This is a genomic window from Microbacterium sp. RURRCA19A, assembly GCF_900156455.1.
GTDB lineage: Bacteria > Actinomycetota > Actinomycetes > Actinomycetales > Microbacteriaceae > Microbacterium.
In genome coordinates this window covers 712442-736799 of record NZ_FTNQ01000001.1, presented here as the reverse complement: position 1 = coordinate 736799, position 24358 = coordinate 712442, and the positions used below count along the sequence as shown (strand labels likewise).

The 24358-nt window shown below is 69.6% G+C and carries 29 protein-coding genes; 17 read left to right on the top strand and 12 right to left on the bottom strand.

Annotated features, from left to right (window positions below; genetic code table 11):
- Positions 1–9 precede the first annotated feature (9 nt).
- Positions 10–1035, top strand: a complete 1026-nt coding sequence (locus BW982_RS03600; RefSeq protein ID WP_076490689.1) for a quinone-dependent dihydroorotate dehydrogenase — start codon at positions 10–12, stop codon at positions 1033–1035.
- Between the two features lie 126 nt (positions 1036–1161).
- Here BW982_RS03600 and BW982_RS03595 read toward each other — a convergent pair whose 3' ends face one another.
- Positions 1162–1734, bottom strand: coding sequence for a DUF3043 domain-containing protein (locus BW982_RS03595; RefSeq protein ID WP_076490688.1), 573 nt, complete (start codon positions 1732–1734; stop codon positions 1162–1164).
- A 46-nt stretch (positions 1735–1780) separates the two neighbouring features.
- Between BW982_RS03595 and BW982_RS03590 the strand changes: the two genes are divergently transcribed.
- From BW982_RS03590 to BW982_RS03565, 6 genes are all read left to right on the top strand, one after another.
- Positions 1781–3175 carry a dipeptidase gene (locus BW982_RS03590; RefSeq protein ID WP_076490687.1) on the top strand — a complete coding sequence of 465 codons (1395 nt, stop codon included), beginning with the start codon at positions 1781–1783 and terminating at the stop codon, positions 3173–3175.
- Between the two features lie 72 nt (positions 3176–3247).
- The gene (gene erpA / locus BW982_RS03585) at positions 3248–3613 is read left to right on the top strand and encodes an iron-sulfur cluster insertion protein ErpA (protein WP_076490686.1); all 366 of its coding nucleotides are present in this window, start codon (positions 3248–3250) and stop codon (positions 3611–3613) included.
- Positions 3614–3781: 168 nt separating this feature from the next.
- On the top strand, positions 3782–4663 hold the full coding sequence (gene coxB, locus BW982_RS03580; protein ID WP_083696495.1) for an aa3-type cytochrome oxidase subunit II: 882 nt from the start codon (positions 3782–3784) through the stop codon (positions 4661–4663).
- A 2-nt stretch (positions 4664–4665) separates the two neighbouring features.
- Positions 4666–6429, top strand: a complete 1764-nt coding sequence (ctaD, locus tag BW982_RS03575; RefSeq protein ID WP_076490684.1) for an aa3-type cytochrome oxidase subunit I — start codon at positions 4666–4668, stop codon at positions 6427–6429.
- 3 nt (positions 6430–6432) lie between these two features.
- Positions 6433–6849 (top strand): cytochrome c oxidase subunit 4, encoded by a 417-nt coding sequence (locus BW982_RS03570; protein WP_076490683.1) that lies wholly within the window; start codon positions 6433–6435, stop codon positions 6847–6849.
- Between the two features lie 4 nt (positions 6850–6853).
- Positions 6854–7642 (top strand): PP2C family protein-serine/threonine phosphatase, encoded by a 789-nt coding sequence (locus BW982_RS03565; RefSeq protein WP_076490682.1) that lies wholly within the window; start codon positions 6854–6856, stop codon positions 7640–7642.
- A 12-nt stretch (positions 7643–7654) separates the two neighbouring features.
- On the opposite strand, the gene BW982_RS03560 is transcribed toward BW982_RS03565, so the two are convergent.
- The 5 genes from BW982_RS03560 to BW982_RS03540 form a co-directional block, all read right to left on the bottom strand.
- On the bottom strand, positions 7655–8062 hold the full coding sequence (locus BW982_RS03560; protein WP_076490681.1) for a rhodanese-like domain-containing protein: 408 nt from the start codon (positions 8060–8062) through the stop codon (positions 7655–7657).
- Between the two features lie 152 nt (positions 8063–8214).
- The gene (locus BW982_RS03555; RefSeq protein WP_076490680.1) at positions 8215–10047 is read right to left on the bottom strand and encodes a cytochrome bc1 complex cytochrome b subunit; all 1833 of its coding nucleotides are present in this window, start codon (positions 10045–10047) and stop codon (positions 8215–8217) included.
- The gene (locus BW982_RS03550) at positions 10044–11102 is read right to left on the bottom strand and encodes a cytochrome bc1 complex Rieske iron-sulfur subunit (RefSeq protein ID WP_076490679.1); all 1059 of its coding nucleotides are present in this window, start codon (positions 11100–11102) and stop codon (positions 10044–10046) included. Before BW982_RS03550 ends, BW982_RS03555 begins: the two co-directional genes overlap by 4 nt.
- Positions 11103–11140: 38 nt before the next feature.
- Positions 11141–11950 (bottom strand): cytochrome bc1 complex diheme cytochrome c subunit, encoded by an 810-nt coding sequence (locus BW982_RS03545; protein ID WP_076490678.1) that lies wholly within the window; start codon positions 11948–11950, stop codon positions 11141–11143.
- A 16-nt stretch (positions 11951–11966) separates the two neighbouring features.
- Complete coding sequence (locus BW982_RS03540) at positions 11967–12602, bottom strand: aa3-type cytochrome oxidase subunit III (RefSeq protein WP_076490677.1); 636 nt, start codon at positions 12600–12602, stop codon at positions 11967–11969.
- Positions 12603–12771: 169 nt separating this feature from the next.
- Between BW982_RS03540 and trpD the strand changes: the two genes are divergently transcribed.
- Both trpD and BW982_RS03530 read left to right on the top strand, forming a co-directional pair.
- Positions 12772–13833, top strand: coding sequence for an anthranilate phosphoribosyltransferase (gene trpD, locus BW982_RS03535; protein WP_076490676.1), 1062 nt, complete (start codon positions 12772–12774; stop codon positions 13831–13833).
- A 2-nt stretch (positions 13834–13835) separates the two neighbouring features.
- Positions 13836–14828, top strand: a complete 993-nt coding sequence (locus BW982_RS03530) for a PHP domain-containing protein (protein WP_076490675.1) — start codon at positions 13836–13838, stop codon at positions 14826–14828.
- A 7-nt stretch (positions 14829–14835) separates the two neighbouring features.
- On the opposite strand, the gene BW982_RS03525 is transcribed toward BW982_RS03530, so the two are convergent.
- Positions 14836–15762 (bottom strand): 5'-3' exonuclease, encoded by a 927-nt coding sequence (locus BW982_RS03525; protein WP_254845515.1) that lies wholly within the window; start codon positions 15760–15762, stop codon positions 14836–14838.
- A gap of 44 nt (positions 15763–15806) precedes the next feature.
- Between BW982_RS03525 and BW982_RS03520 the strand changes: the two genes are divergently transcribed.
- The 4 genes from BW982_RS03520 (at position 15807) to BW982_RS03505 (ending at position 18099) form a co-directional block, all read left to right on the top strand.
- On the top strand, positions 15807–16202 hold the full coding sequence (locus BW982_RS03520; RefSeq protein ID WP_076490674.1) for a YchJ family protein: 396 nt from the start codon (positions 15807–15809) through the stop codon (positions 16200–16202).
- Positions 16203–16275: 73 nt separating this feature from the next.
- Positions 16276–16659 (top strand): PPOX class F420-dependent oxidoreductase, encoded by a 384-nt coding sequence (locus tag BW982_RS03515; RefSeq protein WP_076490673.1) that lies wholly within the window; start codon positions 16276–16278, stop codon positions 16657–16659.
- A 1-nt stretch (position 16660) separates the two neighbouring features.
- Positions 16661–17326, top strand: coding sequence for an SDR family oxidoreductase (locus tag BW982_RS03510; protein ID WP_076490672.1), 666 nt, complete (start codon positions 16661–16663; stop codon positions 17324–17326).
- Entirely contained in the window at positions 17323–18099 is a 777-nt protein-coding gene (locus BW982_RS03505) for an isocitrate lyase/PEP mutase family protein (protein ID WP_076490671.1), read from the top strand. The genes BW982_RS03510 and BW982_RS03505 overlap by 4 nt, the downstream gene beginning before the upstream one ends.
- 7 nt (positions 18100–18106) lie before the next feature.
- Here the strand turns inward: BW982_RS03505 and BW982_RS03500 are convergent, their stop codons facing one another.
- The 3 genes from BW982_RS03500 to BW982_RS03490 are packed head-to-tail and all read right to left on the bottom strand — an operon-like array spanning position 18107 to position 20268.
- Positions 18107–18769 (bottom strand): LON peptidase substrate-binding domain-containing protein, encoded by a 663-nt coding sequence (locus BW982_RS03500; protein WP_076490670.1) that lies wholly within the window; start codon positions 18767–18769, stop codon positions 18107–18109.
- Positions 18770–18817: 48 nt separating this feature from the next.
- Positions 18818–19873: an FUSC family protein gene (locus BW982_RS03495; RefSeq protein ID WP_175611020.1), complete on the bottom strand. Its 1056-nt coding sequence runs from the start codon at positions 19871–19873 to the stop codon at positions 18818–18820.
- A gap of 26 nt (positions 19874–19899) precedes the next feature.
- Entirely contained in the window at positions 19900–20268 is a 369-nt protein-coding gene (locus tag BW982_RS03490; RefSeq protein ID WP_076490669.1) for a winged helix-turn-helix transcriptional regulator, read from the bottom strand.
- A gap of 93 nt (positions 20269–20361) precedes the next feature.
- Between BW982_RS03490 and BW982_RS03485 the strand changes: the two genes are divergently transcribed.
- Positions 20362–21219: an SDR family oxidoreductase gene (locus BW982_RS03485; protein WP_076490668.1), complete on the top strand. Its 858-nt coding sequence runs from the start codon at positions 20362–20364 to the stop codon at positions 21217–21219.
- A gap of 16 nt (positions 21220–21235) precedes the next feature.
- On the opposite strand, the gene BW982_RS03480 is transcribed toward BW982_RS03485, so the two are convergent.
- The gene (locus BW982_RS03480) at positions 21236–21586 is read right to left on the bottom strand and encodes a DUF2834 domain-containing protein (RefSeq protein ID WP_076490667.1); all 351 of its coding nucleotides are present in this window, start codon (positions 21584–21586) and stop codon (positions 21236–21238) included.
- A gap of 75 nt (positions 21587–21661) precedes the next feature.
- Here BW982_RS03480 and BW982_RS03475 point away from each other — a divergent pair, with 75 nt between their 5' ends.
- The 3 genes from BW982_RS03475 to BW982_RS03465 all read left to right on the top strand — a co-directional run bounded on the left by BW982_RS03475 (position 21662) and on the right by BW982_RS03465 (position 23600).
- Positions 21662–22003: a TraR/DksA family transcriptional regulator gene (locus BW982_RS03475; RefSeq protein WP_076490666.1), complete on the top strand. Its 342-nt coding sequence runs from the start codon at positions 21662–21664 to the stop codon at positions 22001–22003.
- A gap of 21 nt (positions 22004–22024) precedes the next feature.
- Positions 22025–22240: an SCO4848 family membrane protein gene (locus tag BW982_RS03470; protein WP_076490665.1), complete on the top strand. Its 216-nt coding sequence runs from the start codon at positions 22025–22027 to the stop codon at positions 22238–22240.
- A gap of 112 nt (positions 22241–22352) precedes the next feature.
- Entirely contained in the window at positions 22353–23600 is a 1248-nt protein-coding gene (locus tag BW982_RS03465) for an MFS transporter (protein ID WP_076490664.1), read from the top strand.
- Here the strand turns inward: BW982_RS03465 and BW982_RS03460 are convergent.
- The gene (locus BW982_RS03460) at positions 23561–24313 is read right to left on the bottom strand and encodes a YidC/Oxa1 family membrane protein insertase (protein WP_076490663.1); all 753 of its coding nucleotides are present in this window, start codon (positions 24311–24313) and stop codon (positions 23561–23563) included. The genes BW982_RS03465 and BW982_RS03460 overlap by 40 nt on opposite strands.
- Positions 24314–24358: the final 45 nt, after the last annotated feature.

Below are 24358 nucleotides of genomic sequence, written 5' to 3'. Positions count from 1 at the left end.
CTGGCGGGGATGTATCCCCTTCTCTTCCGCTCGGTCCTCAGCCGCCTCGATCCCGAGTTCGCGCACCACCTGGGCGCTCTCGTCATCCGTGCCGCGGGCGTGGGCCCGGTGGCATCCGTCGTGCGTGCCGGTACGGCGCCCGACCCGTCGCAGAGCGTGCGCGCCCTCGGGCTCACGTTCGAATCGCCTTTCGGTGTGGCGGCCGGGTTCGACAAGAACGTCACGATGGTCCGCGGCCTCCGGGCCCTGGGGTTCGGCCACGTCGAGGTGGGGACGGTCACGGCCCTGCCCCAGCCGGGAAACCCGAAGCCGCGCCTGTTCCGCCTGGTGGCCGACCGTGCGGTGATCAACCGCATGGGATTCAACAACGAGGGTGCCGAGGTCGCGGCTCGACGTCTGCGGTCCCTGCGCCGGTCGCGTCGGCGTCCCGTCATCGGGGTCAACATCGGCAAGAGCCGGGCGGTGGCGGTCGAGGATGCCACGACCGACTACGTCCGCAGCGCCCGCCTGCTCGCCCCGCTCGCCGACTACCTCGTGGTGAACGTCTCCTCGCCCAACACTCCCGGCCTGCGCGGATTGCAGGCCGTCGAGACGCTGCGGCCGCTGCTCGCGGCGGTGCTCGACGCGGCCGGGACGACGCCGCTGCTCGTGAAGATCGCCCCCGACCTCGCGGACGACGAGGTCGGCGACATCGCCCGCCTCGCCGTGGACCTGGGACTCTCGGGCATCATCGCCACCAACACGACCATCGCCCGCGACGGGCTGCGGACGTCGTCGGAGACCGTCGAGGCGGCCGGTCTCGGCGGGCTGTCGGGTGCGCCCCTGAAGCAGCGCGCGATCGAGGTGCTCGACCTCGTGCGGGCCGCGGTCCCGGCGGACTTCGTGGTGATCTCGGCCGGGGGAGTGGAGACCGCCGCGGACGTCCGCGAGCGACTCGCGCACGGGGCGACGCTCGTCCAGGGGTACACCGCGTTCCTCTATCGCGGGCCGCTGTGGGCACGCCAGATCAATCGCGGACTCGCCGGCCGCCACTGACACGACGTCGCCCGCCCGGCGCGCACGGCATTCGCACGCCGACCGGGGGACGGCGGCGCGGCTCCCGCCCGCAGACGACGACGGCGGCGGGCCCCGAAGGACCGCGCCGCCGTCGCAGAACCTGCGTCAGGCCGGGTACTGGCCGCGCTTGACCTGCGCCTTCGGGAGACGCATGAAGCGCATCTGCACCGTGCGCATCGCGGAGTACCAGCCGAGACCCTTCTCGAGTCGGTCCTCGCCGAACTTCGCCTTGGCGGCGCGCTTGACGCGGATAGAGGTGATGATCATGTCGCCGATGACGAAGAGGATGAAGATCCACAGCGCCACGAACGACCAGTACTGGAAGAAGCCGTTCGGCACGAGCGTCAGCACGATGACGAGGATCATGAAGGGCATCACGCCCTCGCCCAGGTGCCATCCGGCGTCGACGAAGTCGCGTGCGAAACGGCGCTGCGGTCCCTTGTCGCGCACGGGGAGGTAGCGCTCGTCGCCGGCCGCCATGCCGACGCGGGCCTTCTCGCGCTGCGCGGCCAGGTCGGCGCGGGCGCGGGCCTTCGCCTCCTTGGTGTCGGCCACGAGGGGGCGCTTGCGCGCGGCCTCCTGCTCGGCCCGAGACGGCGTCGCACGCCCCTTGCCCATGGCGGTGGCATCCCCCGCGACGGGGGTGTCGTTGGGGACGGGGGCAGGGGACTTGGCCACGGATAACCTCGAGAGCTCACTGGATCGGAGATTTAAGATTACCCGCATGACCCCTGACCTGTCCCGGCAGGATGCCGTACGCGCCACCGCGTCCGACGGCATCCCCGCAGCCCTCGCCGACCTCGGTGCGCTCGTGCGCATCCCTTCCATCGCCTGGCCCGCGTTCGACCAGTCGGGGGTGGCCCGCAGCGCCGACGCGGTCGCCGAGCTGCTGCGCGGCACCGGCGTGTTCGAGCGGGTCGAGGTGGCACGCGCCGCGATCGCGGACAGCGACGAACTCGGACAGCCCGCGGTCCTGGCATCCCGTCCGGCCCGCAACGGCCGCCCCACGGTCCTCCTCTACGCCCACCACGACGTTCAGCCCCCCGGAGACGAGGCGCTCTGGGACTCGCCGCCGTTCGAGCCCACGGTCCGCGACGGTCGCCTCTACGGGCGAGGAGCCGCCGACGACAAGGCCGGCATCATGGTGCACGTGGGGGCGATCCGCGCCCTCGCCGAGACGCTCGGCGACGACCTCGACCTCGGCATCGCCGTGTTCATCGAGGGGGAGGAGGAGTACGGCTCCCGCTCCTTCGCTCGTTTCCTCGTAGACCACGCCGACGTCCTGCGCTCCGACGTCATCGTGGTCGCCGACTCCGGCAACTGGGACGAGCGCACGCCCGCCGTGACCGTCTCGCTGCGCGGCAACGCCCGTTTCACGCTCACGGTGCGCACGCTCGCCCACGCGTCCCACTCGGGGATGATGGGCGGCGCGGTCCCGGATGCCATGCTCGCCACCGTCAAGCTCCTCGCGACCCTGTGGGACGACGACGGCGCCGTGGCGGTCGAGGGGCTCGCGGTCCGCGAGGCCGAGACGCCCGAATACGACGAGGCGACGCTCCGCGCCGAGTCCGGCTTGCTCGACGGCGTGTCGCCGATCGGGCGCGACAGCATCCTCAGCCGCTTGTGGAACAAGCCGTCCGTGACCATCACCGGATGGGATGCCACCCCCGTGGAGTCTGCGTCGAACACCCTCGCCCCCGAGACGCGCGTGGTCATCAGCGCCCGCGTCGCGCCGGGGCAGCCCGCCGAGGAGGCGTTCGCCGCCATCGAAGCGCACCTGCGCGCCCACGCCCCCTTCGGCGCGCAACTGGAGTTCACCGACGTCGACTGCGGCGACGCGTTCCTGGTCGACACCAGCGGCTGGGCCGTGGAGGACGCCCGCGCGGCGTTCGCCGAGGGCTACGGCGTGGAGTCGGTCGATGTCGGGGTGGGAGGATCGATCCCCTTCATCGCCGACCTCGTCCGCGAGTTCCCCGGCGCTCAGATCCTGGTGACCGGGGTGGAGGACCCGCACGCGCGGGCACACAGCCCCAACGAGTCGTTGCACCTGGAGACGTTCCGCAACGCCCTCGTCTCGGAGGCGTTGCTGCTGGAGCGACTCGACCGCCGCACCGTCTGATCGGCTCTCCGGGGACGAGGCGGGCGTAGAATCGACTCGTCCCCGCGACCGAACGACCCGAAGGGCCACGCCATGACCGACACGACACTGTCGTCCGACGCCGTCACCCGCGAGCACGGAGTCGCCCTGACCGACGCCGCCGCCGACAAGGTGAAGAGCCTGCTGTCGCAGGAAGGACGCGACGATCTGCGCCTGCGGGTCGCCGTGCAGCCGGGCGGATGCTCGGGCCTGATCTACCAGCTCTACTTCGATGAGCGCTATCTCGACGGCGACAAGGTCGCCGACTTCGACGGCGTCGAGGTCATCGTCGACGACATGAGCGTCCCGTACCTCGACGGTGCGAGCATCGACTTCAAGGACACGATCTCGGAGCAGGGCTTCACGATCGACAACCCCAACGCGCAGGGCTCCTGCGCGTGCGGCGACAGCTTCCACTGAGCCGCGCCACGACGCTCCGGCGCCGAATTCGACGACCCCCGGGAATCGCGGATCACACCGCGAAAACCGGGGGTTTTCGATGCTTCGGTGCTGGACGATTGGCCAGAGAACCGTAAGAGGTTGCTCTAGACTGTCGAGAGCAACATCCACGACCCGGAAAGGTGCACTGTGCCCTCCAAACGTCGCCTTCGTTGGGCAGCCGTCCCCGTCGGGATCGCTTCCGTCGCACTCCTGTCGGGCTGCTCCACTGCGCAGCTGCACGGATTCCTCCCCGGCTTCGTCGATGACGGAACGCCCGCGACGAACCACACCGACATGGTCGCCGGCCTGTGGGTGAACTCGTGGATCGTCCTGCTCGCGGTCGGCGTCATCACGTGGGGTCTCATGCTGTGGGCCGTCATCGCCTACCGCCGTCGCAAGGGCCAGTCGGGCCTGCCGGTGCAGCTGCGATACAACATGCCCGTCGAGATCTTCTACACGGTCGTGCCGCTGATCCTCGTGATCGGGTTCTTCGCCTTCACCGCGCGTGACCAGAACACCCTCGAGACCCAGTACGACAACCCGGACGTCTCCATCACCGCCTACGGCAAGCAGTGGGCGTGGGACTTCCAGTACAACGGCACGAAGGAAGACAATTCCGACGCCGTGTACTCGATGGGTGTCCAGGCCAAGGCGACCGGCGACGGATACGACCTCCAGGACGTGCCGACGCTCTACCTCCCGGTGAACAAGACGGTCAAGATCGACCTGCGTTCGCGCGATGTGATCCACTCGTTCTGGATCATCGACTTCCTCTACAAGAAGGACATGTACCTCGGTCGTGAGAACGAGTGGTCGTTCACTCCGACGCGCGAGGGCACGTACGAAGGCAAGTGCGCCGAGCTCTGCGGTGAGTACCACTCCGCCATGCTCTTCAACGTCAAGGTCGTGAGCGAAGCAGAATACGAGTCGTACCTCGACTCGCTGCGTGCGGCCGGTGACGTGGGCGACATCAGCGATCTGTCCCGCCTGCAGAACCTCAACACGGCCGGTGCCGAAGGGAACAAGTGATCATGGCCACGACGCTTCCGCTCCAGGGCACGGGTCCTTCGCGTCCCACGACGCTCCCGCCCCGCCAGGCCGCTCTGCTGAGTAGCACCCGCGTCGAGCAGAAGGGCAACCTGGTCGTCAAGTGGATCACCTCCACCGACCACAAGACCATCGGGTACATGTACCTGATCGCGTCGGTGCTCTTCTTCATGCTCGGCGGCGTGATGGCCCTCATCATCCGTGCGGAGCTCTTCGAGCCCGGGATGCAGATCATCCCGACCAAAGAGCAGTACAACCAGCTCTTCACGATGCACGGCACGATCATGCTGCTGATGTTCGCGACGCCGCTGTTCGCCGGATTCGCCAACGCGCTGCTCCCGCTGCAGATCGGCGCCCCCGACGTGGCGTTCCCGCGTCTGAACGCGTTCGCGTTCTGGCTGTTCCTCTTCGGCTCCACGATCGCGGTGTCGGGCTTCCTCACCCCGCAGGGCGCCGCCGGGTTCGGTTGGTTCGCGTATCAGCCACTGGCGAATGCGAGCTTCTCCCCGGGCGTCGGAGGAAACCTCTGGATGCTGGGCCTCGGCATCAGCGGTTTCGGCACGATCCTCGGTGCCGTCAACTTCATCACGACGGTCCTCACGATGCGTGCGCCTGGTATGACGATGTGGCGGATGCCGATCTTCTCCTGGAACACGCTCATCACGAGCATCCTGATCCTGCTCGCGTTCCCGGTCCTGGCCGCGGCCATCTTCGCCGCCGCCGCCGACCGCGTGCTCGGCGCCCAGATCTACAACCCCGAGAACGGTGGCGTGCTGCTGTGGCAGCACCTGTTCTGGTTCTTCGGTCACCCCGAGGTGTACATCATCGCCCTGCCGTTCTTCGGCATCGTGTCGGAGATCTTCCCGGTGTTCAGCCGCAAGCCGATCTTCGGGTACAAGACGCTCGTCTACGCGACGATCGCGATCGCGGCCCTGTCGGTCGCCGTGTGGGCGCACCACATGTACGTCACCGGCGGTGTGCTGCTTCCGTTCTTCGCGCTCATGACGATGCTCATCGCGGTGCCCACCGGCGTGAAGATCTTCAACTGGATCGGAACTCTTTGGCGGGGATCGGTGACCTTCGAGACCCCGATGGTCTTCGCACTCGGCTTCCTGGTCTCGTTCGTCTTCGGTGGACTCACTGGCGTCATCCTGGCGTCGCCCCCGCTGGACTTCCACCTCTCCGACTCGTACTTCGTCGTCGCGCACTTCCACTACGTCGTGTTCGGCACGGTCGTGTTCGCGATGTTCGCCGGCTTCTACTTCTGGTGGCCGAAGTGGACGGGCAAGATGCTCAACGAGCGTCTCGGCATGGTGCACTTCTGGATGCTGTTCATCGGCTTCCACATGACGTTCCTGATCCAGCACTGGTTGGGTGTGGATGGCATGGTCCGTCGCTACGCCGACTACGCCGCGGCCGACGGGTTCACCTGGGGCAACCAGCTCTCCACCATCGGCTCGATGATCCTGGGCGCTTCGATGATCCCGTTCCTGCTGAACGTCTGGATCACGGCGCGCAAGGCGCCGCGCGTGACGGTCGACGACCCGTGGGGCTACGGTGCCTCGCTCGAGTGGGCCACGTCCTGCCCGCCGCCGCGTCACAACTTCACGTCGATCCCGCGTATCCGCAGCGAGCGTCCCGCGTTCGACCTGAACCACCCCGAGGCCGGGATCCCGGTCGGCGTGGGTCCTGCGAAGGACGCGCCCGACGCGCCCGTCGTCGACACCGCAGCCGGAGAGGTCAAGTAATCCATGCGTACCAATGTCGGACTCTGGTGGCTGCTCACGGGCTTCGCGTTCTTCATCGGCATCGTCTACGCGGTGTGGAACGTCATTAGCCACGGCTCCGTGGAGTGGGTGGGAACGGTTGCGCTGATCTTCATGGGCTTGATGAGCGCCATGATCGCGTTCTACATCGGTCGCGTCGTCTCGGCACAGCGCGGTGAGCTCCCCGAGGACTCGCTGACGGCCGACATCGACGACGGTGACCCCGAGATGGGCGAGTTCAGCCCGTGGTCGTGGTGGCCCATCGTCCTCGCCGGCTCGGCTGCGATCGCTGTCATCGGACTGGCGGTCGGCAGCTGGCTCGTGCCCGTGGCCTTCGCCATCTTCGCGATCGCCATCGTCGGCTGGGTCTACGAGTACTACCGCGGGTACTTCGCGCGCTGATCTCGTGCCCCTTCGGTTGAACACCGCGGCCGTCTCCGACGCCGGCGCCCACCGTCCCACCAATCAGGATGCCGCATTCGCGGCATCCTGGGGGGCGGCGGTGGCCGATGGCGTGGGAGGCGGCCCTTCGGGCGATCTCGCTTCGGCATCGTTGGTGCATCGCCTCGTGGCGACGCGGGGGACAGGCCTGGATGCCGAAGGGCTGCTCGTCCGCATTCGCGAGGCGAACTGGGACATCCGTGCCCACGTGGAACGCGACCCCGCCCTGCAGGGCATGGCCACGACCTTCACCGGCGTGTTCCTCGGGGTCGAGTCGGAGCTGCTGCTCGCTCATACGGGCGACTCTCGCGCCTACCTGCTGCGTGACGAGGAGTTCACGCGTCAAACGCGTGACGATTCCTATGTGCAGGCGCTCGTCGACCACGGCATCATCTCACCGGAAGCGGCCGCCTCTCATCCGCGGCGAAACATCATCACCGCCTCTCTCGGGGGTTCCGAGGGCGATGTGGTCTCGGTCGCGTCGCACGCGCCGCGCGTGGGCGACCGGTGGATGCTGTGCAGCGACGGCCTCACGGACTATGTGCCCGAGGCGGACGTCGCACGTCTCATCGCCGCTGCGCCCGACCCGCGTTCCGCTGCCGCGTCCGCGGTGGCGCTCGCGCTCGAGGCCGGCACGCGCGACAACGTGACCGTTGTGGTGTGCGACATCGTGGACGACGAACTCCCGCCGGGCGACCCCGTGTTCTTCGGTTCGGCCGCGCGCTGGTTCACGGAAGAGGTCGAGATCGCGTGACGCCGGCGCTGCTCAGCGACGGACGACCATGACGGTGGGGTCGAAGACGCGCTCGAGCGGTCCTTCGTCGTTCTCGAACGGCTGACCTTCGCGGACCCAGTACTCGTATCCGCCGATCATCTCGCGAACCGAGTAGCCGAGGAGCGCGAACTCCCGCGCGCCCTTCTGTCCGGCGTTGCAGCCCGGACTCCAGCAGTAGACGACGACCGGGGTGTCGCGGCCGAGCTCGGCGGGCGCACGTTCGGAGATCTGACGGTAGGGCATGTGGATCGCGCCCGTGATGCGTCCCTGAGCCCACGCGTCCTCGCCGCGGACGTCGACGAGCACGAACGCGTCGCCCGCCTTCTGCGCGGCGTACACGTCGGAGGGATCCGTCTCGAACGAGAGTCGGTGCGAGAAATAGGTGTGCGCGTCGGTCATGGCCTCACGCTAAACGCACCTTCGGGCCGGGGGAGAGGGGGCGGGGTGCCAGACGCCGATCGCTTCCTGCCATGCCGCCGGGCGGGGGTCTGCGCCGGGGAACGACGAAACCCCGGCGCCGAAGCGCCGGGGTTTCGCGGAGAAGGGTTCTCTCAGCTCTTGTCGTTGTCCGAGGCGTCCTGCGGGCCCAGGCCCTTCGGAGCGGGGAACTCGACCTCGACGCGCTCACCGACCGCGTTGTGAGGGCGACCCTCGGCATCGGCCCGAGCGTCGGCGCCGGCGATCTCGTCGGCCTCCTCGGTGGCGATGTGATCGAGCTCGTGGTGCTGGTGGGCCACCGCGGCGTCGAGTTCCGCCTGGGTGAGCGGGGTGAGCCGGTCCTCGAAGAACCAGCGCGAGACGGCTGCGCGGAAGTTCTGCAGGCCCGAGATCTGACCCTTGGCGTTGGGACGCACGACGAGGGGCTCGTAGGTCTCGTTGTCGACCAGCTTCCAGCGCTCGTACTCATCGACCGGCTGGTGCACCTCGATGTACTCGCCTCCGGGGAGGCGGACGATACGGCCCGACTCGTAGCCGTGGAGCGCGATCTCCCGATCCTTCTTCTGCAGCGCGATGCAGATGCGCTTCGTGACGAAGTAGGCGATGATCGGCCCGACGATGAGCAGCGCCTGGAGAGCGTGGATGACACCCTCCATCGTGAGATGGAAGTGCGTCGCCATGATGTCGGACGAGGCCGCAGCCCACATGACCGCGTAGAACGTGACGCCGGCGGCACCGATGGCGGTGCGGGTCGCGGCGTTGCGCGGACGCTGGGCGATGTGGTGCTCGCGCTTGTCGCCCGTGATCCACGCCTCGATGAAGGGGTAGATCAGGACGAGGACGATGAAGAGACCGAGCACGCCGACCGGGATGATGATGTTCCACGACCACGTGTGGCCCCAGAGCACGAACTCGAGGTGCGGCGGGATCAGGCGCAGCATGCCGTCGGCGAAGCCGATGTACCAGTCGGGCTGGGTACCGGCCGACACCGGGGACGGGTCGTAGGGGCCGTAGTTCCAGATCGGGTTGATCGTCACCAGGGCTGCGATCAACACGATCACACCGAACGTGATGAAGAAGAATCCGCCCATCTTGGACGCGTACACGGGGAGCATCGGATAGCCCACGACGTTGCTGTTCGTCCGGGCAGGGCCGGCGAACTGCGTGTGCTTGTTGATGATCATGAGCATCAGGTGCACCGCGAGGAGCGCGACCAGGATGGCGGGCAGCAACAGGATGTGCAGGGTGTACAGGCGCCCGACGATCGCGGTGCCCGGGAACTCGCCGCCGAAGAGGAGGAACGAGGTCCACGTGCCGATCAGGGGAAGGCCCTTGATCATGCCGTCGATGATGCGGAGGCCGTTGCCCGAGAGGAGGTCGTCGGGGAGCGAGTAACCGGTGAAGCCCTCTGCCATCGCCAGGATGAACAGGATGAAGCCGACGACCCAGTTGAGCTCACGCGGCTTGCGGAAGGCTCCGGTGAAGAACACGCGAAGCATGTGCACGCCGATACCGGCGACGAACACCAGAGCAGCCCAGTGGTGGATCTGGCGGACGAGCAGACCGCCGCGGAGGTCGAAGGAGATGTGGAGCGCGGACTCCATCGCCGCCGACATCGCGATGCCGCGCATGGGCTCGTAGGCGCCGTTGTAGTGCGTCTCGACCATCGAGGCCTGGAAGAAGAACGTCAGGAACGTCCCCGACAGCAGCACGACGACGAAGCTCCACAGGGCGATCTCGCCCAGCATGAAGGACCAGTGGTCGGGGAAGATCTTGCGACCGAGCTCCTTGACGATGCCCGAGATGCTCGTGCGCTCGTCGAGGTAGTTCGCGGCTGCGCCGACGAAGCGACCGCCGAGGGGCTTGTCGCGGTCGGCCTTGGGCGGGCCGGAGTACACCGCGGGTTCGGTGGTGATGTTCTCCGCGGGATGGGTGGCGGTGCTCATGAGCGCTCCCAGAAGCTGGGGCCGACGGGCTCTTCGAAGTCACTCTGCGCGACGAGGTAGCCCTCGGCGTCGACCGTGATGGGGAGCTGCGGCAGGGGACGGGCGGCCGGGCCGAAGATGACGGCCGCTCCGTTGGCGACGTCGAACTGCGACTGGTGGCAGGGGCACAGGAGGTGGTGGGTCTGCTGCTCGTACAGGGCGACGGGGCAGCCGACGTGCGTGCAGACCTTGGAGTAGGCGACGATGCCGTCGTACGTCCAGTCCATGCGGTTGGTGTCGGGGTTCAGCGCCTCGGGCTGCAGACGCATCAGCAGGACGATGGCCTTGGCCTTCTCTTCGAGGTAGCCCTCGTCGTGGCCGAGACCGGCGAGCTCTTCCGGGATGACGTGGAACGCCGAGCCGAGCGTGACATCCGCGGCGCGGATCGGGCGCCCCGACGGGTCGTGCGCGAGGCGCATGCCGCCCTTCCACATGGTGTGGCTGAGCAGCTTGACCGGGTCGGCGTCCTGCGGAGCCAGGCCGCGGAACAGCGTGATGCCGGGGATGACCGAGGCGAGGAGCGCCGCGAACATCGAGTTGCGGATGATCTCGCGACGTCCGAAACCGGAGTCCTTGTCGGCCTCGACGAAGACGTTGACCGCACCCTCGCGGGTGGTGTCGCGGCCCCGCGTCGCGTGACGGTCTTCGATGTGCTCCTTGTCGGCCATGACGGCCTTGGACCAGTGGATGGCACCGATGCCGATCGCGAGCAGCGCGAACGCGATGCCCAGACCGATGAAGAGGTTGTTGTAGCGGATGTCGATCAGCGCGCCCGACTCGATCGGGAAGATCATGTAGGCGATGCTCGCCCAGATGCTCGCCGCGACGGAGAAGTAGAACAGCGTGTAGACCGTGCGGACCGCACGCTTCATCGCCTGCGGGTCCTGATCGGTCATGCGCTGGCGGTGCCCCGGGAGGCCGGGGTTCTGCACGGGGTCGGGAACCGCGACGGCGAGCCCGGAGCCGGGCTTCCATGAAGCCCTCTCGTGCTCGAGTGCGTCTTCCTCGTGTGCCATGGTGCTCCTCGTACGTTACGTAATGTCGATGACGACGATCAGTTGGACTTCGCCGTGATCCACACGGTGAGCGCGATGAGCGCTCCGATGCCGAAGATCCAGATGAACAGACCCTCCGAGACCGGACCGAGCGATCCGAGCGCGAAGCCGCCGGGGGACTCGGACTTCTGAAGGAACATCAGGTACGAGATGACGTCGCGCTTGTCTTCGGGGGTGAGGTTGAGGTCGTTGAAGACCGGCATGTTCTGCGGTCCCGTGACCATCGCCGCGTACATGTTCACCGGAGTGACCGTGTGCAGGTCGGGGGCCCACTTGCCCTCGGTGAGCGCACCGCCGGCGCCGGCCACGTTGTGGCACATGGCGCAGTTGATGCGGAACAGCTCCGCTCCGTGCGAAACGTCGCCCTGGCCGTCGACGATCTCGGCGGACGGGTAGGTGGGGCCGGGGGCCGAGGACTGCACGTAGGCGGCGATCGCGTTGACCTGCTCCTCGGTGAACTGCACCGGCTTGACCGGAGCCTGCGGGCCCTGCGCCTGCAGCGGCATGCGGCCGGTCGACACCTGGAAGTGGACCGCCAGCTCACCGACGCCGAAGAGCGACGGGCCCTGCTGGCTGCCCTGCAGGTCGAGCCCGTGACAGGTGGCGCAGTTGGCCTGGAAGAGCTTCTTGCCCTCTTCCACCGTGCTGGCCGAGTTCGATGCGCTCGTGGGGGTGTCGGTGGCGGCCATGGCGGCCGACGCTCCGGCGTAGATGCCGCCCGTGAGCAGCAGACCGATACCGATCAGTGCGGCGGCGGCCAGGGGGCTGCGGCGTCCGTTCGAGCGACGCGGCTTCTTCTCTCGTGCCATGTGAGGTACAGCTCTCTTACTTCAGGAAGTAGATGACGAAGAACAGCGCGATCCAGACGACGTCGACGAAGTGCCAGTAGTACGACACGACGATCGAGGTGGTCATCTCTTTGCGACCGAAGTTCTTGACGGCGTAGGCGCGGCCGATGACGAGGAGGAAGGCGATGAGGCCACCCGTCACGTGCAGGGCGTGGAAGCCGGTGGTCAGGTAGAAGGCCGACGCGTACGGGTTGGCGCTGATGGGCATGCCCTCGGTCACGAGGGTCGCGTACTCCCACACCTGGCCCGACACGAAGATCGCGCCGAGGAAGAAGGTGAGGTAGAACCACTCCACCATTCCCCAACGCTTCCAGAAGCTGTTCGACTTCACCGTGTAGGGCTGGTAGCGCTCGGCGGCGAAGACGCCCATCTGGCACGTCACCGACGACATCACGAGGATGAACGTGTTGACGGCGGCGAAGGGGACGTTCAGCAGCTGGGTCTCTTCGGCCCAGAGGGGCGCCGAGGTGCTGCGGAGAGTGAAGTAGATCGCGAAGAGGCCCGCGAAGAACATGACCTCGCTGCCCAGCCACACGATGGTGCCGACCGCGACCGGATCGGGTCGCTTCACGGCGCGCACGGCCTGGGAATACGTCGCTGGTGTCGTCACCATCCCATTATGCGCGATCCGACGCACCGATATTCCCATCGCCAGCCTGAGATATTCCATCATCGAGACTTAGGGAAGCCTAAGAATCCACAAGGAATCCCCGGTGCGAAAGGGGTTCCCGCGCGACGCCGAGCGGCCTCGGCCGACACGCCGCATGTGGAAGGATCGTGGCATGGCGGAACGCTTCACCTGGCCCGATTTGCTCACCGCCCTGCTGCAGGGGCACGACCTCAGTGTGTCGGAGTCGACGTGGGCGATGCGACGCGTCATGGCCGGGGAGGCCACGCCCTCCCAGCTGGCCGGCTTCCTCGTGGCGCTGCGGGCGAAGGGGGAGACGGTCGAGGAGATCGTGGGGTTCCGCGACGCGATCCTCGAGGCCGCCGTTCCGCTCCCCGTGCGCGCCGAGGTCCTCGACATCGTCGGCACCGGCGGGGACCGCTTCGGTACGGTCAACGTCTCGACGATGGCGGCCGTGGTGGCCGCGGCATCCGGAGTCCCCGTGGTCAAGCACGGCAACCGGGCCGCGAGCTCGGCATCCGGTTCCTCGGACGTGCTGTCGGCCCTGGGCATCGCGTTGACGCTCGACCCCGAGGCCGTCGCCGCGACGCTCGATCGCACGGGGATCACCTTCGCCTTCGCCGCGGCTTTCCACCCGGGCTTCCGTCACGCCGCCGCGACACGCTCGGAGCTCGGCGTGCCGACGGTCTTCAATTTCCTCGGCCCGCTCTGCAACCCCGCGCGCGCCGAAGCCAACGCGGTCGGCGTCGCCCATCTCGATCGCGTCCCGCTCATCACGGGTGTCTTCCGGACGCGCGGCGCGACGGCGCTGGTGTTCCGTGGGGACGACGGCCTCGACGAGCTGACCACGACCGGGCACAGCCGGGTGTGGGAGATCAGCCGCGGTGACGTTCACGAGCACGATCTGGATCCGCGGGATCTCGGCATCCCCCTCGCCGACATCGACGACCTGCTCGGCGGGTCGCCCGACCACAACGCCGAGGTCGTGCGGCGCACTCTCGCCGGGGAGACCGGGGCGGTTCGCGACATCGTGCTGCTGAACGCGGCGGCGGGCCTGGTGTCGTACCGGTTGTTCCAGGATGCCGCCGAGGTGCAGCGTCCGATCCTGGAGCGTCTCGCGGAAGCGATGTCGGATGCGGCCGCCGCGGTTGACGACGGCCGTGCGCTGGCGAAGCTCGATGACTGGGTCGCCGCGACCCGGGAGCTGGCGGACTGAGCATGCACCCGCTCGACGCGCTCACCGAGATCGCGTATCTGCTCGAGCGGGAGAGGTCGTCGCGGTACAAGTCCAAGGCGTTCCGCACCGCCGCCGCGGCCATCGACGGGCTGAGCGACGAGGAGCTGCGGGACCCGGGGTTGCGGCGGCGCCCGGGGATCGGCGACTCGACCTTCGCCGTGATCCGGGAAGCGCTGGACGGCGGTGTGCCCGAGCGCTTGGCGTCCTTGCGCGCCGCGTCCGGCACGGTCGGCGGGGGCGAGCTGCGGGCACTGTTGCGCGGCGACCTGCACAGTCACAGCGACTGGTCGGACGGGCTGACGCCGATCCCGACGATGGTGGAGGCGGCCCGTGGGCTGGGGCACGAGTACCTCGCGCTCACCGACCACTCTCCGCGGTTGACGGTGGCGAACGGCCTGTCGCCGGAACGCCTGCGGGCGCAGATCGAGATCGTCCGGGGCCTCTCCGATGCGTCCTTCACCCTGTTCGCGGGCATCGAGGTCGACATCCTGGACGACGGCGACCTCGACCAGGAGGACGCGCTCCTCCGCGAGCTCGATGTGGTCGTGGCATCCGCGCACTCGAAGCTGCGGATGGAGGCGGCCCCCATGACACGGCGTCTGGTAGCGGCGGCGGGCGATCCGCGCGTCGACGTGCTCGGTCACGTCACCGGGCGCCTCGTCGAGGGAGCACGGGGGACCCGGCCCCCGTCGGAGTTCGACGCGCGGGCGGTGTTCGCGGCGTGCGCCGCCTCGGGTGTGGCGGTCGAGATCAATTCGCGCCCCGAGCGTCAGGACCCGCCGGACGACCTTTTCGCGCTGGCCGTGGCGGAGGGGTGCCTCTTCTCGATCGATTCCGACGCGCATGCGCCGGGTCAGCTGTCGTTGCTCGACTACGGCGCGGCCCGTGCGCAGGCGGCGGGTGTGCCCGCCGAACGGATCATCACGACCTGGCCGCTTCCGCGGCTGCGGGAGTGGCTCGCCCGCGACCGCTGAGCCGCGTTCAGCCGCGCAGAGCGGTGAGGGCGCGGGTCATCGACGTGCCGAGGTTCCAGCGGGCGGCGAGCTCGGTGGCGGCGGCCGCGCGGGAGTCGTCGACGTGGATCCGGTCGTCCGCCGACGCGAGGTCGAGGTCGCGCGCGACCCGGACGACCGTCGGGGCCACGTCGAGGTATTCGGCCGCGGCGAGGATCTTGGCGCGTTGCGCGGGGGAGCCCGCCGTACCGTCCGCGGCGGCGGTGCGGATGCCGGCGAGATCGCCGCAGGCGGCGAGGAGGGCGGCCGCGGACTTCTCGCCGATGCCCGGGACGCCGGGCAGGCCGTCCGAGGGGTCTCCCCGCAGTGCCGCGAAGTCGGCGTACTGGTCGGCGTGGATGCCGTAGCGCGTGTGGACGGCGGCGTCGTCGACGATCTCGAGGTTGCTCATTCCGCGGGCGGTATAGATCACCCGGACCCGGCGGGCGTCGTCGACGAGCTGGAACAGGTCGCGGTCGCCGGTGACGATGTCGACGGGCACGTCGGCGCGGGAGGCGAGCGTGCCGATGACGTCGTCCGCCTCGTGGTCGGCGGCGCCGACGACGGCGATGCCGAGGGCGGCGAGGGCTTCGCGGATCAACGGGATCTGCGCGGTGAGCGCCTCGGGGACCTCCTCGACGTCCGGTGCGCCGGCGACGGCTTCCACGACCCGATGCGCCTTGTAGGTGGGGAGGAGCTCCACGCGCCACCCCGGTCGCCAGTCGTCGTCCCAGCAGGCCACGAGCCGCGTCGGCTCGTACGTCGTGACGAGCTTGGCGACGATGTCGAGCAGGCCGCGCGCCGCGTTCACGGACGTGCCGTCCTCGGCCTTCACCTTGTCGGGCACGCCGTAGAACGCGCGGAAGTACAGCGACGCGGTGTCGAGGAGCATGAGCTTGTCCGGACGGGATGCCATGTGCTCAGGGTAGTGAAGCCCTGTGGATTGCCTAGAGTGTCGGGGTGTCTTTCGGTGCCCGCTCCTCGCGACCTTCCGCGGCCGCGCCGTGTCCGTGCGGGCGCGCGGCGTTCGGGGAGTGCTGCGGCCCGCTCCTCGACGGCGCCGCAGCGCCGTCGGCCGAGCGGCTGATGCGATCGCGTTACACCGCGTTCGCGGTGGGCGACGCCGATCATCTGGTGCGGACGTGGCATCCACGGACCCGGCCGGAGGAGATCGACCTCGACGACACCGTCTGGGAGGGGCTCGTCATCGACGAGGCCGTCGAGGACGGGGATGCCGCGACCGTCGCGTTCCGTGCGTCGTGGCGCCGCGACGGGGAGCGGGGCGTGCTGTCGGAGCGGAGCCGGTTCGTCCGGCGCGGCGGGCGGTGGGTGTACGTCGACGGCGACGTCGGCTGAGCCCGTCAAGCCCCGAGGGCGTGTCGGAGAGGATGCGTAGGCTCGCGGAGCGACACCCGATGAGAGGACACGCATGATCCCCGATGCGCTTCGCGACCTGCTCGAGAATCCGAACTACGGCGCTCTGGGAACCGTGCGTCCCGACGGAACGGTCCAGGTCAACCCGATGTGGTTCGAGTTCGACGGCGAGCACGTGCTCTTCACGCACACCACGACGCGGCAGAAGTACCGCAACCTGCAGGCGAATCCGTCGATGAGCCTCATGGTCTTCGACCCCGAGCAGCCGTACCGCTACCTCGAGGTGCGCGGTCGCCTCGTCGAAGAGGTGCCCGATCCCGAGGGGGCGTTCTACGTCCGCCTCGGCCGGCGTTACGGCAACGCGGGGCAGCAGCCCCCGCCCGACCGTGCCCAGCGCGTGATTCTGAAGATGTCGATCGAGAAGGCCGGAGGACAGTGACATGGAACGCATCGTGATCATCGGCGGACACGGCAAGGTGGCCCTGCACCTGGCGGGTCTGCTCGCCGAGCGTGGCGACGAGGCGGTGTCGGTGGTTCGGAACCCCGACCACCGCGCCGACGTGGAGGCCGCGGGTGCCACGCCGCTCGTGCTCGACGTCGAGAAGGCGGATGTCGACGCGCTCGCCCAGGCCTTCGACGGCGCCGACGCGGTCGTGTGGTCGGCCGGCGCGGGTGGCGGCTCGGCGGAACGCACGTACGCGGTCGACCGTGACGCCGCGGAACGCGCCGTGGACGCGGCCGCGCAGGCCGGCGTCCGCCGCTTCGTCATGGTGTCGTGGATCGGCTCGACGCCGGATCACGGCATCCCGAAGGACGACCCGTTCTTCGCCTACGCCGACGCGAAACTCGCGGCCGACGACCACCTGCGCGCGAGCGAGCTGGACTGGACGATCCTCGGCCCCGGGACGCTCACGCTCGACCCGCCGACCGGTCGCATCACCACGGCACCGCAGGGCAAGGGCGAGGTCGGTCGGGCCGATGTCGCCGCCGTGGTCGCGGCGAGCCTGGTGCAGCCCGCGACGATCGGACGATTCATCCGCTTCGGTGCCGGCGACACCCTCATCGCCGACGCACTCGCGACCGACCCCGAAGGAGCATCCGCATGACCGCGCCCGCCGCCCGCGCCGAGACCCTCGCGTCCCTGCACCACGCCCCCGAGATCCTGCGCGTCGTGAACGTCTGGGACGTCGTCTCGGCGCGCGCGATCGCCGACCTGCCGCAGACGCGGGCGCTCGCGACGGCCGGTCACTCGATCGCCGCGACGTTCGGCTACGAGGACGGCGAGAACATCCCGCTCGACCTCATGCTCGACATGGTCGGGCGCATCGTCGCGGCGGTCGACGTGCCCGTCTCGGCCGACCTCGATGCCGGCTACGGCGACCCGGGCGAGACCGTGCGCCGCGCGATCGGCGTCGGCGTCGTCGGCGCCAACGTCGAGGACCGTCTCCGCCCGCTCGCGGACTCGGTCGCGGCGGTCGAGGCGATCGTCGCCGCGGGCGCGTCCGAGGGTGTTCCCTTCGTCCTCAACGCCCGCACCGACGCCGTCCTGAAGGGCGGCGACCGTCCCCTCGACGAGAAGCTGACGGATGCCATCGCCCGAGGCCGCGCCTATCTCGATGCCGGTGCCACGACCGTCTTCGTACCGGGCCTGCTCGACGCGGACGCGACGCGGCGTCTGGTCGAGGGCATCGGCGAACGGAAGGTGAGCGTGATCGGCGTGCCCGGTGCGCTGACCGCCCGCGAATACGAGGCTCTCGGGGTGGCGCGGATCTCGTACGGGCCGCAGACGCAGCGGGTCGCCCTCACGGCCCTCCAGGACCTCGCGATCGATCTCTACGGCTCCGGCGTCATCCCGGCGTCGGTGCGCGCCCTGAACTGAGGTCGCGTCAGTCGTCGTCCTCGACGTCGTCATCGGTGTCGTCCGTGACCACGATGACGCCGTCGGGGATGGGGTCGCCGAGGAGCGGTTCGGCGGCGAGCGTGAGGTCCACTGTCGCACGCAGCAGTCCGCCCATCGTGGGGGAGCGCAGCAACTCCATCTGATCGAGTTCGCCCAGCGGGGCGATCGCCGCGATCTGCCAGGCCCGCTCGAGCGGCTCATCCGACAGTTCGACATCGGGGTCCCAGCGCGCCACGCCGAGTTCGCGTGCGCGTCCGAGGACACGGCGCACGATGCCTTCCGCTTCCTCGAGGAGTGGTGCGAGGTCGTCGTTCCATTCGAGGGCGGGGAGCGGACGAACCTCCGCCCGCGGATACGGGGCGTCCTCGAGCCACTCGACGATCTCGAACCGCTCGGCCCCGCGGGCGACGATCGACATCTGCCCGGCCTGGGGGACGACGTGGCTGAGACGGGCCATGGTCCCGAGCGCGAAGCGCTGGTCGCCACCACCGGTCTCGATGCCCCGCTCGATCAGGACGACCCCGAACTCGGGGTCCACCTCGTCGAGCAGCATGCCCAGCATGACGAGGTAGCGCTCCTCGAAGATCCGCAACGCCAGCGGCGTGTGCGGGAACAGAACGGCTCCCAACGGGAACATCGCGGTACCCATGGCACCAGTCAACCAGCGCTGTGGGCGGCGGGGGCCGTTCGTGGGGCTTCACGCCTGTTCGTCGCGCAGGCTTTCGTGGATGCGGTGGAGGTCCATCAGCAAGGACCCCACGAGCACCCAGTGCTCGGTCGAGGGCGTGCGGATCTGAAGGGGCCGGGTGAGCGCGGGCTCTTCCGCGATCGGTTCCGGCTCGGTGCGCGGGTCGAGCGCGAAGTCGAGCCGGACGTCGTGCGCCGCCCGGTGCAGCTGTTCGGCGATGGCCCGCACCGACGGGTCGTCGGCGATCGACGCTGTGTACCCGTCGTACACGGCCCGTGTCATCCCGACGGTCTGGGTGACGACGGGGCTGAACCGGTCGAGTCGCCGCTGCATCGCGGCGAGGTCGGCGCGGTGCCGAGAGCTGCGCGGGTTGAGCGAGAGCGAGTCGGCGCCGTCGCGGATGGCGTCGGCCGCGGCATCCCGCACGGGACGCAGGAGACGCGCCTCGAGAAGGAGGCCTTCCAGCGACGCCCGATCCTGCGGGGTCTCGAGGGCGTCGGCGAGACGTTCCAGGGCCGCGGCGAGTTCGCGTCCGAGGATCTCGAGCTTCTCCCGGGCCGGCGGGACGAGCACCGGGGGCACGAGCGCCGTGTTCACCAGGATGCCGATGACGGCACCGATCACCGTCTCCAGCACGCGGTCGAGGGCGTAGTTGGGCGTGGCCGTGCCGAGGGCGAGGACGAGCACCGCGCTGATCGCGACCTGATTGGTCGCTCCCGGCGACATGCGCAACGCCCATGCCACACCGAGGGAGACGGCGCCGGCGAGCAGGATCACCCAGGTCGGGGACCCGAGCAGGATGCCGAGCAGGGAGGCGATGACCACGCCGACGATCACGCCGACGCTGCGTTCGACGGCACGTGTGAACGACTGGTTGATGCTCGGCTGAACGACCAGCACGGCGGCGATCGCGGCGAAGATCGGCGGCGGCCCGGGGACGAGGGCGCCCGCGGCGACCCACGCGGCGATCATCGCGATCGCGGACTTCGCGACCTGCAGGAAGGGCCCGCGTCGCGGAGCGCGGAAACTCAGGCTTTCGCGCGGGAGTCGCAGCGGGAGTCGCATGAATCGAGCGTAGGCGGACGCGCCCGTCACTTCGGCCGGTCCAGCATGGCATCCGCGTGTTCGGCGACCCACGCCATGAGCGGCAGGACGCGTCCCATGAGGTCGCGGCCGAGGTCGGTCAGGGCGTACTCGACGCGCGGAGGCACCTCGGGATACGCGGTGCGACGGACCAGGCCGTCGGCTTCGAGGGTCTTGAGCGTGCTCGCGAGCATCTTCTCGCTGATGCCCGAGATGTTGCGGCGCAGCTCGCCCCAGCGCTGGGTGCCGTCCGAGAGCGCGACGAGGACGAGGACTCCCCATTTGCCCATCACGTGATCGAGCACGGTCCGGGTGGGACACCCGTCCGAGAAGACATCGGGACGTTCGGCGCGGAGATCCGCAAGACTCACCATCACGTGAGTACCTAACCGAAAAGTGGGTACCCGCATTCCGGAATGTGCTTCGGTCCGCGACGTTGCCTTGGGCGTACCGACCGAAAGGACACTCCCATGACCCTCCTCGTCTCCGCCGCCTCCGGGCACCTCGGCCGCCTCGTGATCGATGCGCTCCTCGCCCGCGGCGTCGCCGCGTCCGACGTCGTCGCCGGTGTGCGCACTCCCGCCAAGGCCGACGAGCTCGCCGCGCGCGGCATCCGCGTGGTCGAGTTCGACTACTCCCGCCCCGACACCCTCACCGCCGGGCTCGAGGGCGTCACCCGTGTCCTGCTCATCTCGGGCACGGATCCCGACCGGGCCACCGGCCACCGCAACGTCGTGGAAGCGGCGCGGGCCGCGGGCATCGAGCGCCTCGTGTACACCAGCGCGCCCCGCGTCGACGAGATCGACTACGCCCTCGGGGCGGACCACCTCGCCACCGAGCGCGCGATCTCCGAAGCCGGCCTGGATGCCACGATCCTCCGCAACAACTGGTACACGGAGAACTACCTCGACTCGGTCGCCCGTGCGGCGGACTCCGGCGTGATCGTCGCGGCCGTCGGCGACGCGCGGGTCGCCAGCGCCAGTCGCCGCGACTACGCCGAGGCGGCGGCGGTGGCCCTCACCACGGACGACCTCGTCGGGCAGACGCTCGAACTCGGCGGCGACGTCACGTGGACCTACGACGAGCTGGCGGCTGCGGCGGGAGAGGTGCTGGGCCGCGAGGTCGCGTACCAGCCGGTGACGCTCGAGCAGCTCGCGGCAGGACTCGAGCAGGCCGGTCTGGATGCCGGGACGGCGGCGTTCGTCGCCGGCATCGACGACGCGATCGCCCGTGGTGCCCTGTCTCAGACCGACCGCACCCTGGCCCGCGTGATCGGGCGCCCGACCACGCCGCTCGTCGAGGGGCTGCGCGAGGGTCTCGGCCGCTGACCCGCCCGGCCCGGGTTCACGCGTCCGCGCGGACCCGGGCCGTCCGCTTCCGTTCCCGCATCGCGAGGAACAGAGGGAAGGTGAAGGCGAAGGCGGTGAGGCCCGACAGGACGACGTAGAGCCAGGCGTGCCGCATTCCCTGTCGTCGCCCCTCGACCAGGATGAAGATGCTCCCGGCGACGGCGACGACCAGCAGGTCGACGGTGATCGACGAGACCGCCGGTCCGCTCGAGACGAGATCGCCCACGAAATCCACCATCTGGACGACGGCGAACACGTTGAAGGTCCAGGTCCCGACGAGCCCGACGATCGACAGTGCGAGGAACACCAACCCGAGCGGTGTCCAGTGCTTGGTGAGGTCAGCCATGCGCCGATCCTGACGTCCTCGCGCCCCGCGATCCACCCCCGCCGCGATGTCGGGGCTCCGCAGTAGCGTCGAGGGATGGATGCCGCTCGCGCTCTGACCCTGCTCGACGAGCTGGAGCGCGCCGTCGAGCGACGTCTGCGTCACCTGGGCGACGACGCCGAGAGTCTCCGACACGATCGGGCGGATGCCACGGCCGACGACGAGCACGACCCCGAGGGCTCCACCTTGTCGGGGGAGTGGGCGCACGTCGATGCGCTCGCCCGGGCGGCCCGCGCGGAGCAGGACGAGATCCGTGCGGCGCGCGAGCGCGTGGCATCCGGAATCTACGGCGTGTGCGAGGTGTGCGGGCGGCCCATCGCCGACGCGCGGCTGGAAGTGCGGCCCACCGCACGGCGGTGCATCGTCTGCGCGGTGTGACCCGCGACGTAGGATCGGAGGGTGGAACCGCTGCTGATCGTGCTGCTCTTCGCCAACGCCGTCTTCAACGCTGTCGTGTGGCCCCGGTTCTACCCGCGGATCGCGAAAGACCCCCGCGCGCGCGACGCCTCCGGCAAGCCCACCGCGTTCCTGATCGTGCACACGGTGCTCATCGCGATCGCCCTCGTCCTGGCGCTCGCGTCGGTGATCGCGGCGATCGCCGCGCTCGTCTCCTAGGTCCCCGCTCACGCGGGCGCTGTAGAATAATCGTGCGGGCTCGCCCGCCGCACCTCGTGCATCTACCTACCGGACCGGCAAGGCGGCACCGCCCCACGCCCCGGAGATCCTCATGCACCACCCCGTCCCGACCGCTGCGTCGCGCTCGCTGATCCACCACACGGGGTTCTGGTACTTCCCCGTCGCGTTCGTCGCGCGTCTGCCGTTCGCCATGATGACGGTCGGCGTCCTGGCCCTCGTCGTGTCGGTGCGCGGTTCCGTCGCGCTCGGCGGGCTCACGTCCGCCGCCGTCGGCATCGGTGTCGTCATCGCCGGGCCCGTGCTCGGCGACCTCGCCGACCGGTTCGGGCAGTCGCGTGTGCTGGTGCCGACCGGGCTGGCCAACGGCATCCTCCTCGCACTCTTCCCCGTCGTCGCGGGGTCGCCGGCCGCCGACGCCGTCGTCCTCGCGAGCGCCGTCGCGATCGGCCTCACCGGCCCGCAGACCGCCGCGATGTCGCGCAGCCGTGTTATGGCGCTCATCGGGGCGAGGGTTGCGTCCGAGCGACGCGAGCGCACGTTCTCGCGCGCGATGGCGTACGAGTCCGCGGCCGATGAGACGGCGTTCGTGATCGGCCCGTTCGTCGTCGGCGTGCTCGCCGCGGTCGTGGCGCCCTGGGCGCCGATCGCCGCGGCCGCCGCGCTGAGCTTCGTCTTCGTGACCGCGTTCGCGCTGCACCCCACCGGACGCGCGGTCCCCGTGGCGTCCGAACGCGGCGCGATGGCCCCCGTCCGCGAACTGCTCCGGCCGCGCATGCTGATGCTCGTCGTGGCGGTGTTCGGGGTCGGCGCGTTCTTCGGATCGACGCTGACGTCGCTGACGGCGTTCATGGAAGCGCGGGGCGCCCCTGAGGCCGGGGCGCTGCTGTACGGCGTGATGGGCGTCGGTTCCGCGGTGCTCGCCCTCGCCGTGGCGGTGCTGCCCGCGCGTTTCTCGCTGCGCTGGCGCCTCGTGGCCTTCGCGATCCTCCTCTTCGCGTCGGCGGGCGCGTACTCGGTGGGCGGTTCGGTGGTGACCGTGACGGTCGTGCTGTGTCTCATGGGAATCGGCGTCGGACCTTCGCTCGTCACGCTGTTCAGCCTCGCGGGATACCGTGCCCCGGCCGGGCGCACGGCGACGACGATGACGCTGCTCGCCTCGGCGCTGACCCTCGCGCAGGCGCTGTCGTCGGCGCTCACGGGTGCCGTCGCGGAGCGCGTGTCGGTCGAGACGGCGATGCTGTTCCCCGCCGGCGCGGCGCTGATCGTGCTCGCCATGGCCGCGGTGAATCTCGTGCACGCTCAGCGCTGGGATGCCGTGCGCCCGTCGTCGATCGGATAGAGCCGGCGCAGCACCAGGCGCTGCCCGAACGTCCACAGTGTGGTGACCGCGAGATACAGGCCCGCGGCGAACGGGACGAACAGTGCGACGACCGCGGTCGTGAACGGCAGCACCGCGGTCATCACGACGACCGATCGCGGGGTCGCGGGATCGAACGGGGGGCGCAGGAAGCGTCGTGTCAGTTCGCCCGCGCCGGCGATGACCGCGACGACGACGCCGAGCAGCACGAACGTCACGGCATCCGCCGACCCGCGGGTGAGAGCGGTCAGCAGGCTCGACCCGAGCGGTACCCCCGCGAGCTGCTCGGTGAGGAGGCCGTTGGCGTGTCCCGCGACCGTCGGGTGCAGGAACACGGCGTACAGCAGCCCGACGACGGGTGCCTGCGCCAGGACGGGGAGGCATCCCGCGAAAGGGGACACGCCCGCATCCCGGTAGAGCTGCATGGTCTCGCGCTGGAGGCGTTCGGCGTTCTTCCCCCAGCGCTCGCGAAGGGCGCGCAGCTGCGGGGCGAGCCGCGCGCGATCGCGTTCCGCCCGGGCCTGCGACACCCCGACGGGGATGAGCCCGGCGCGGACGACGAGGGTGACGAGGACGACGGCCAGGGCGGCGGCGGCGCCCCCGGCGGCGGGGGTGAGGAAGGACGTGAGGGCCAGCAGGCCCCGAGTCGTGAGGTCGAGCAGGGCCGCGAGCGGCGGCAGGGCGAAGAGGTCCAAGGAAGTATCCGTTCGTGGGAGCGATCAGGGCACGATCGGCCACGA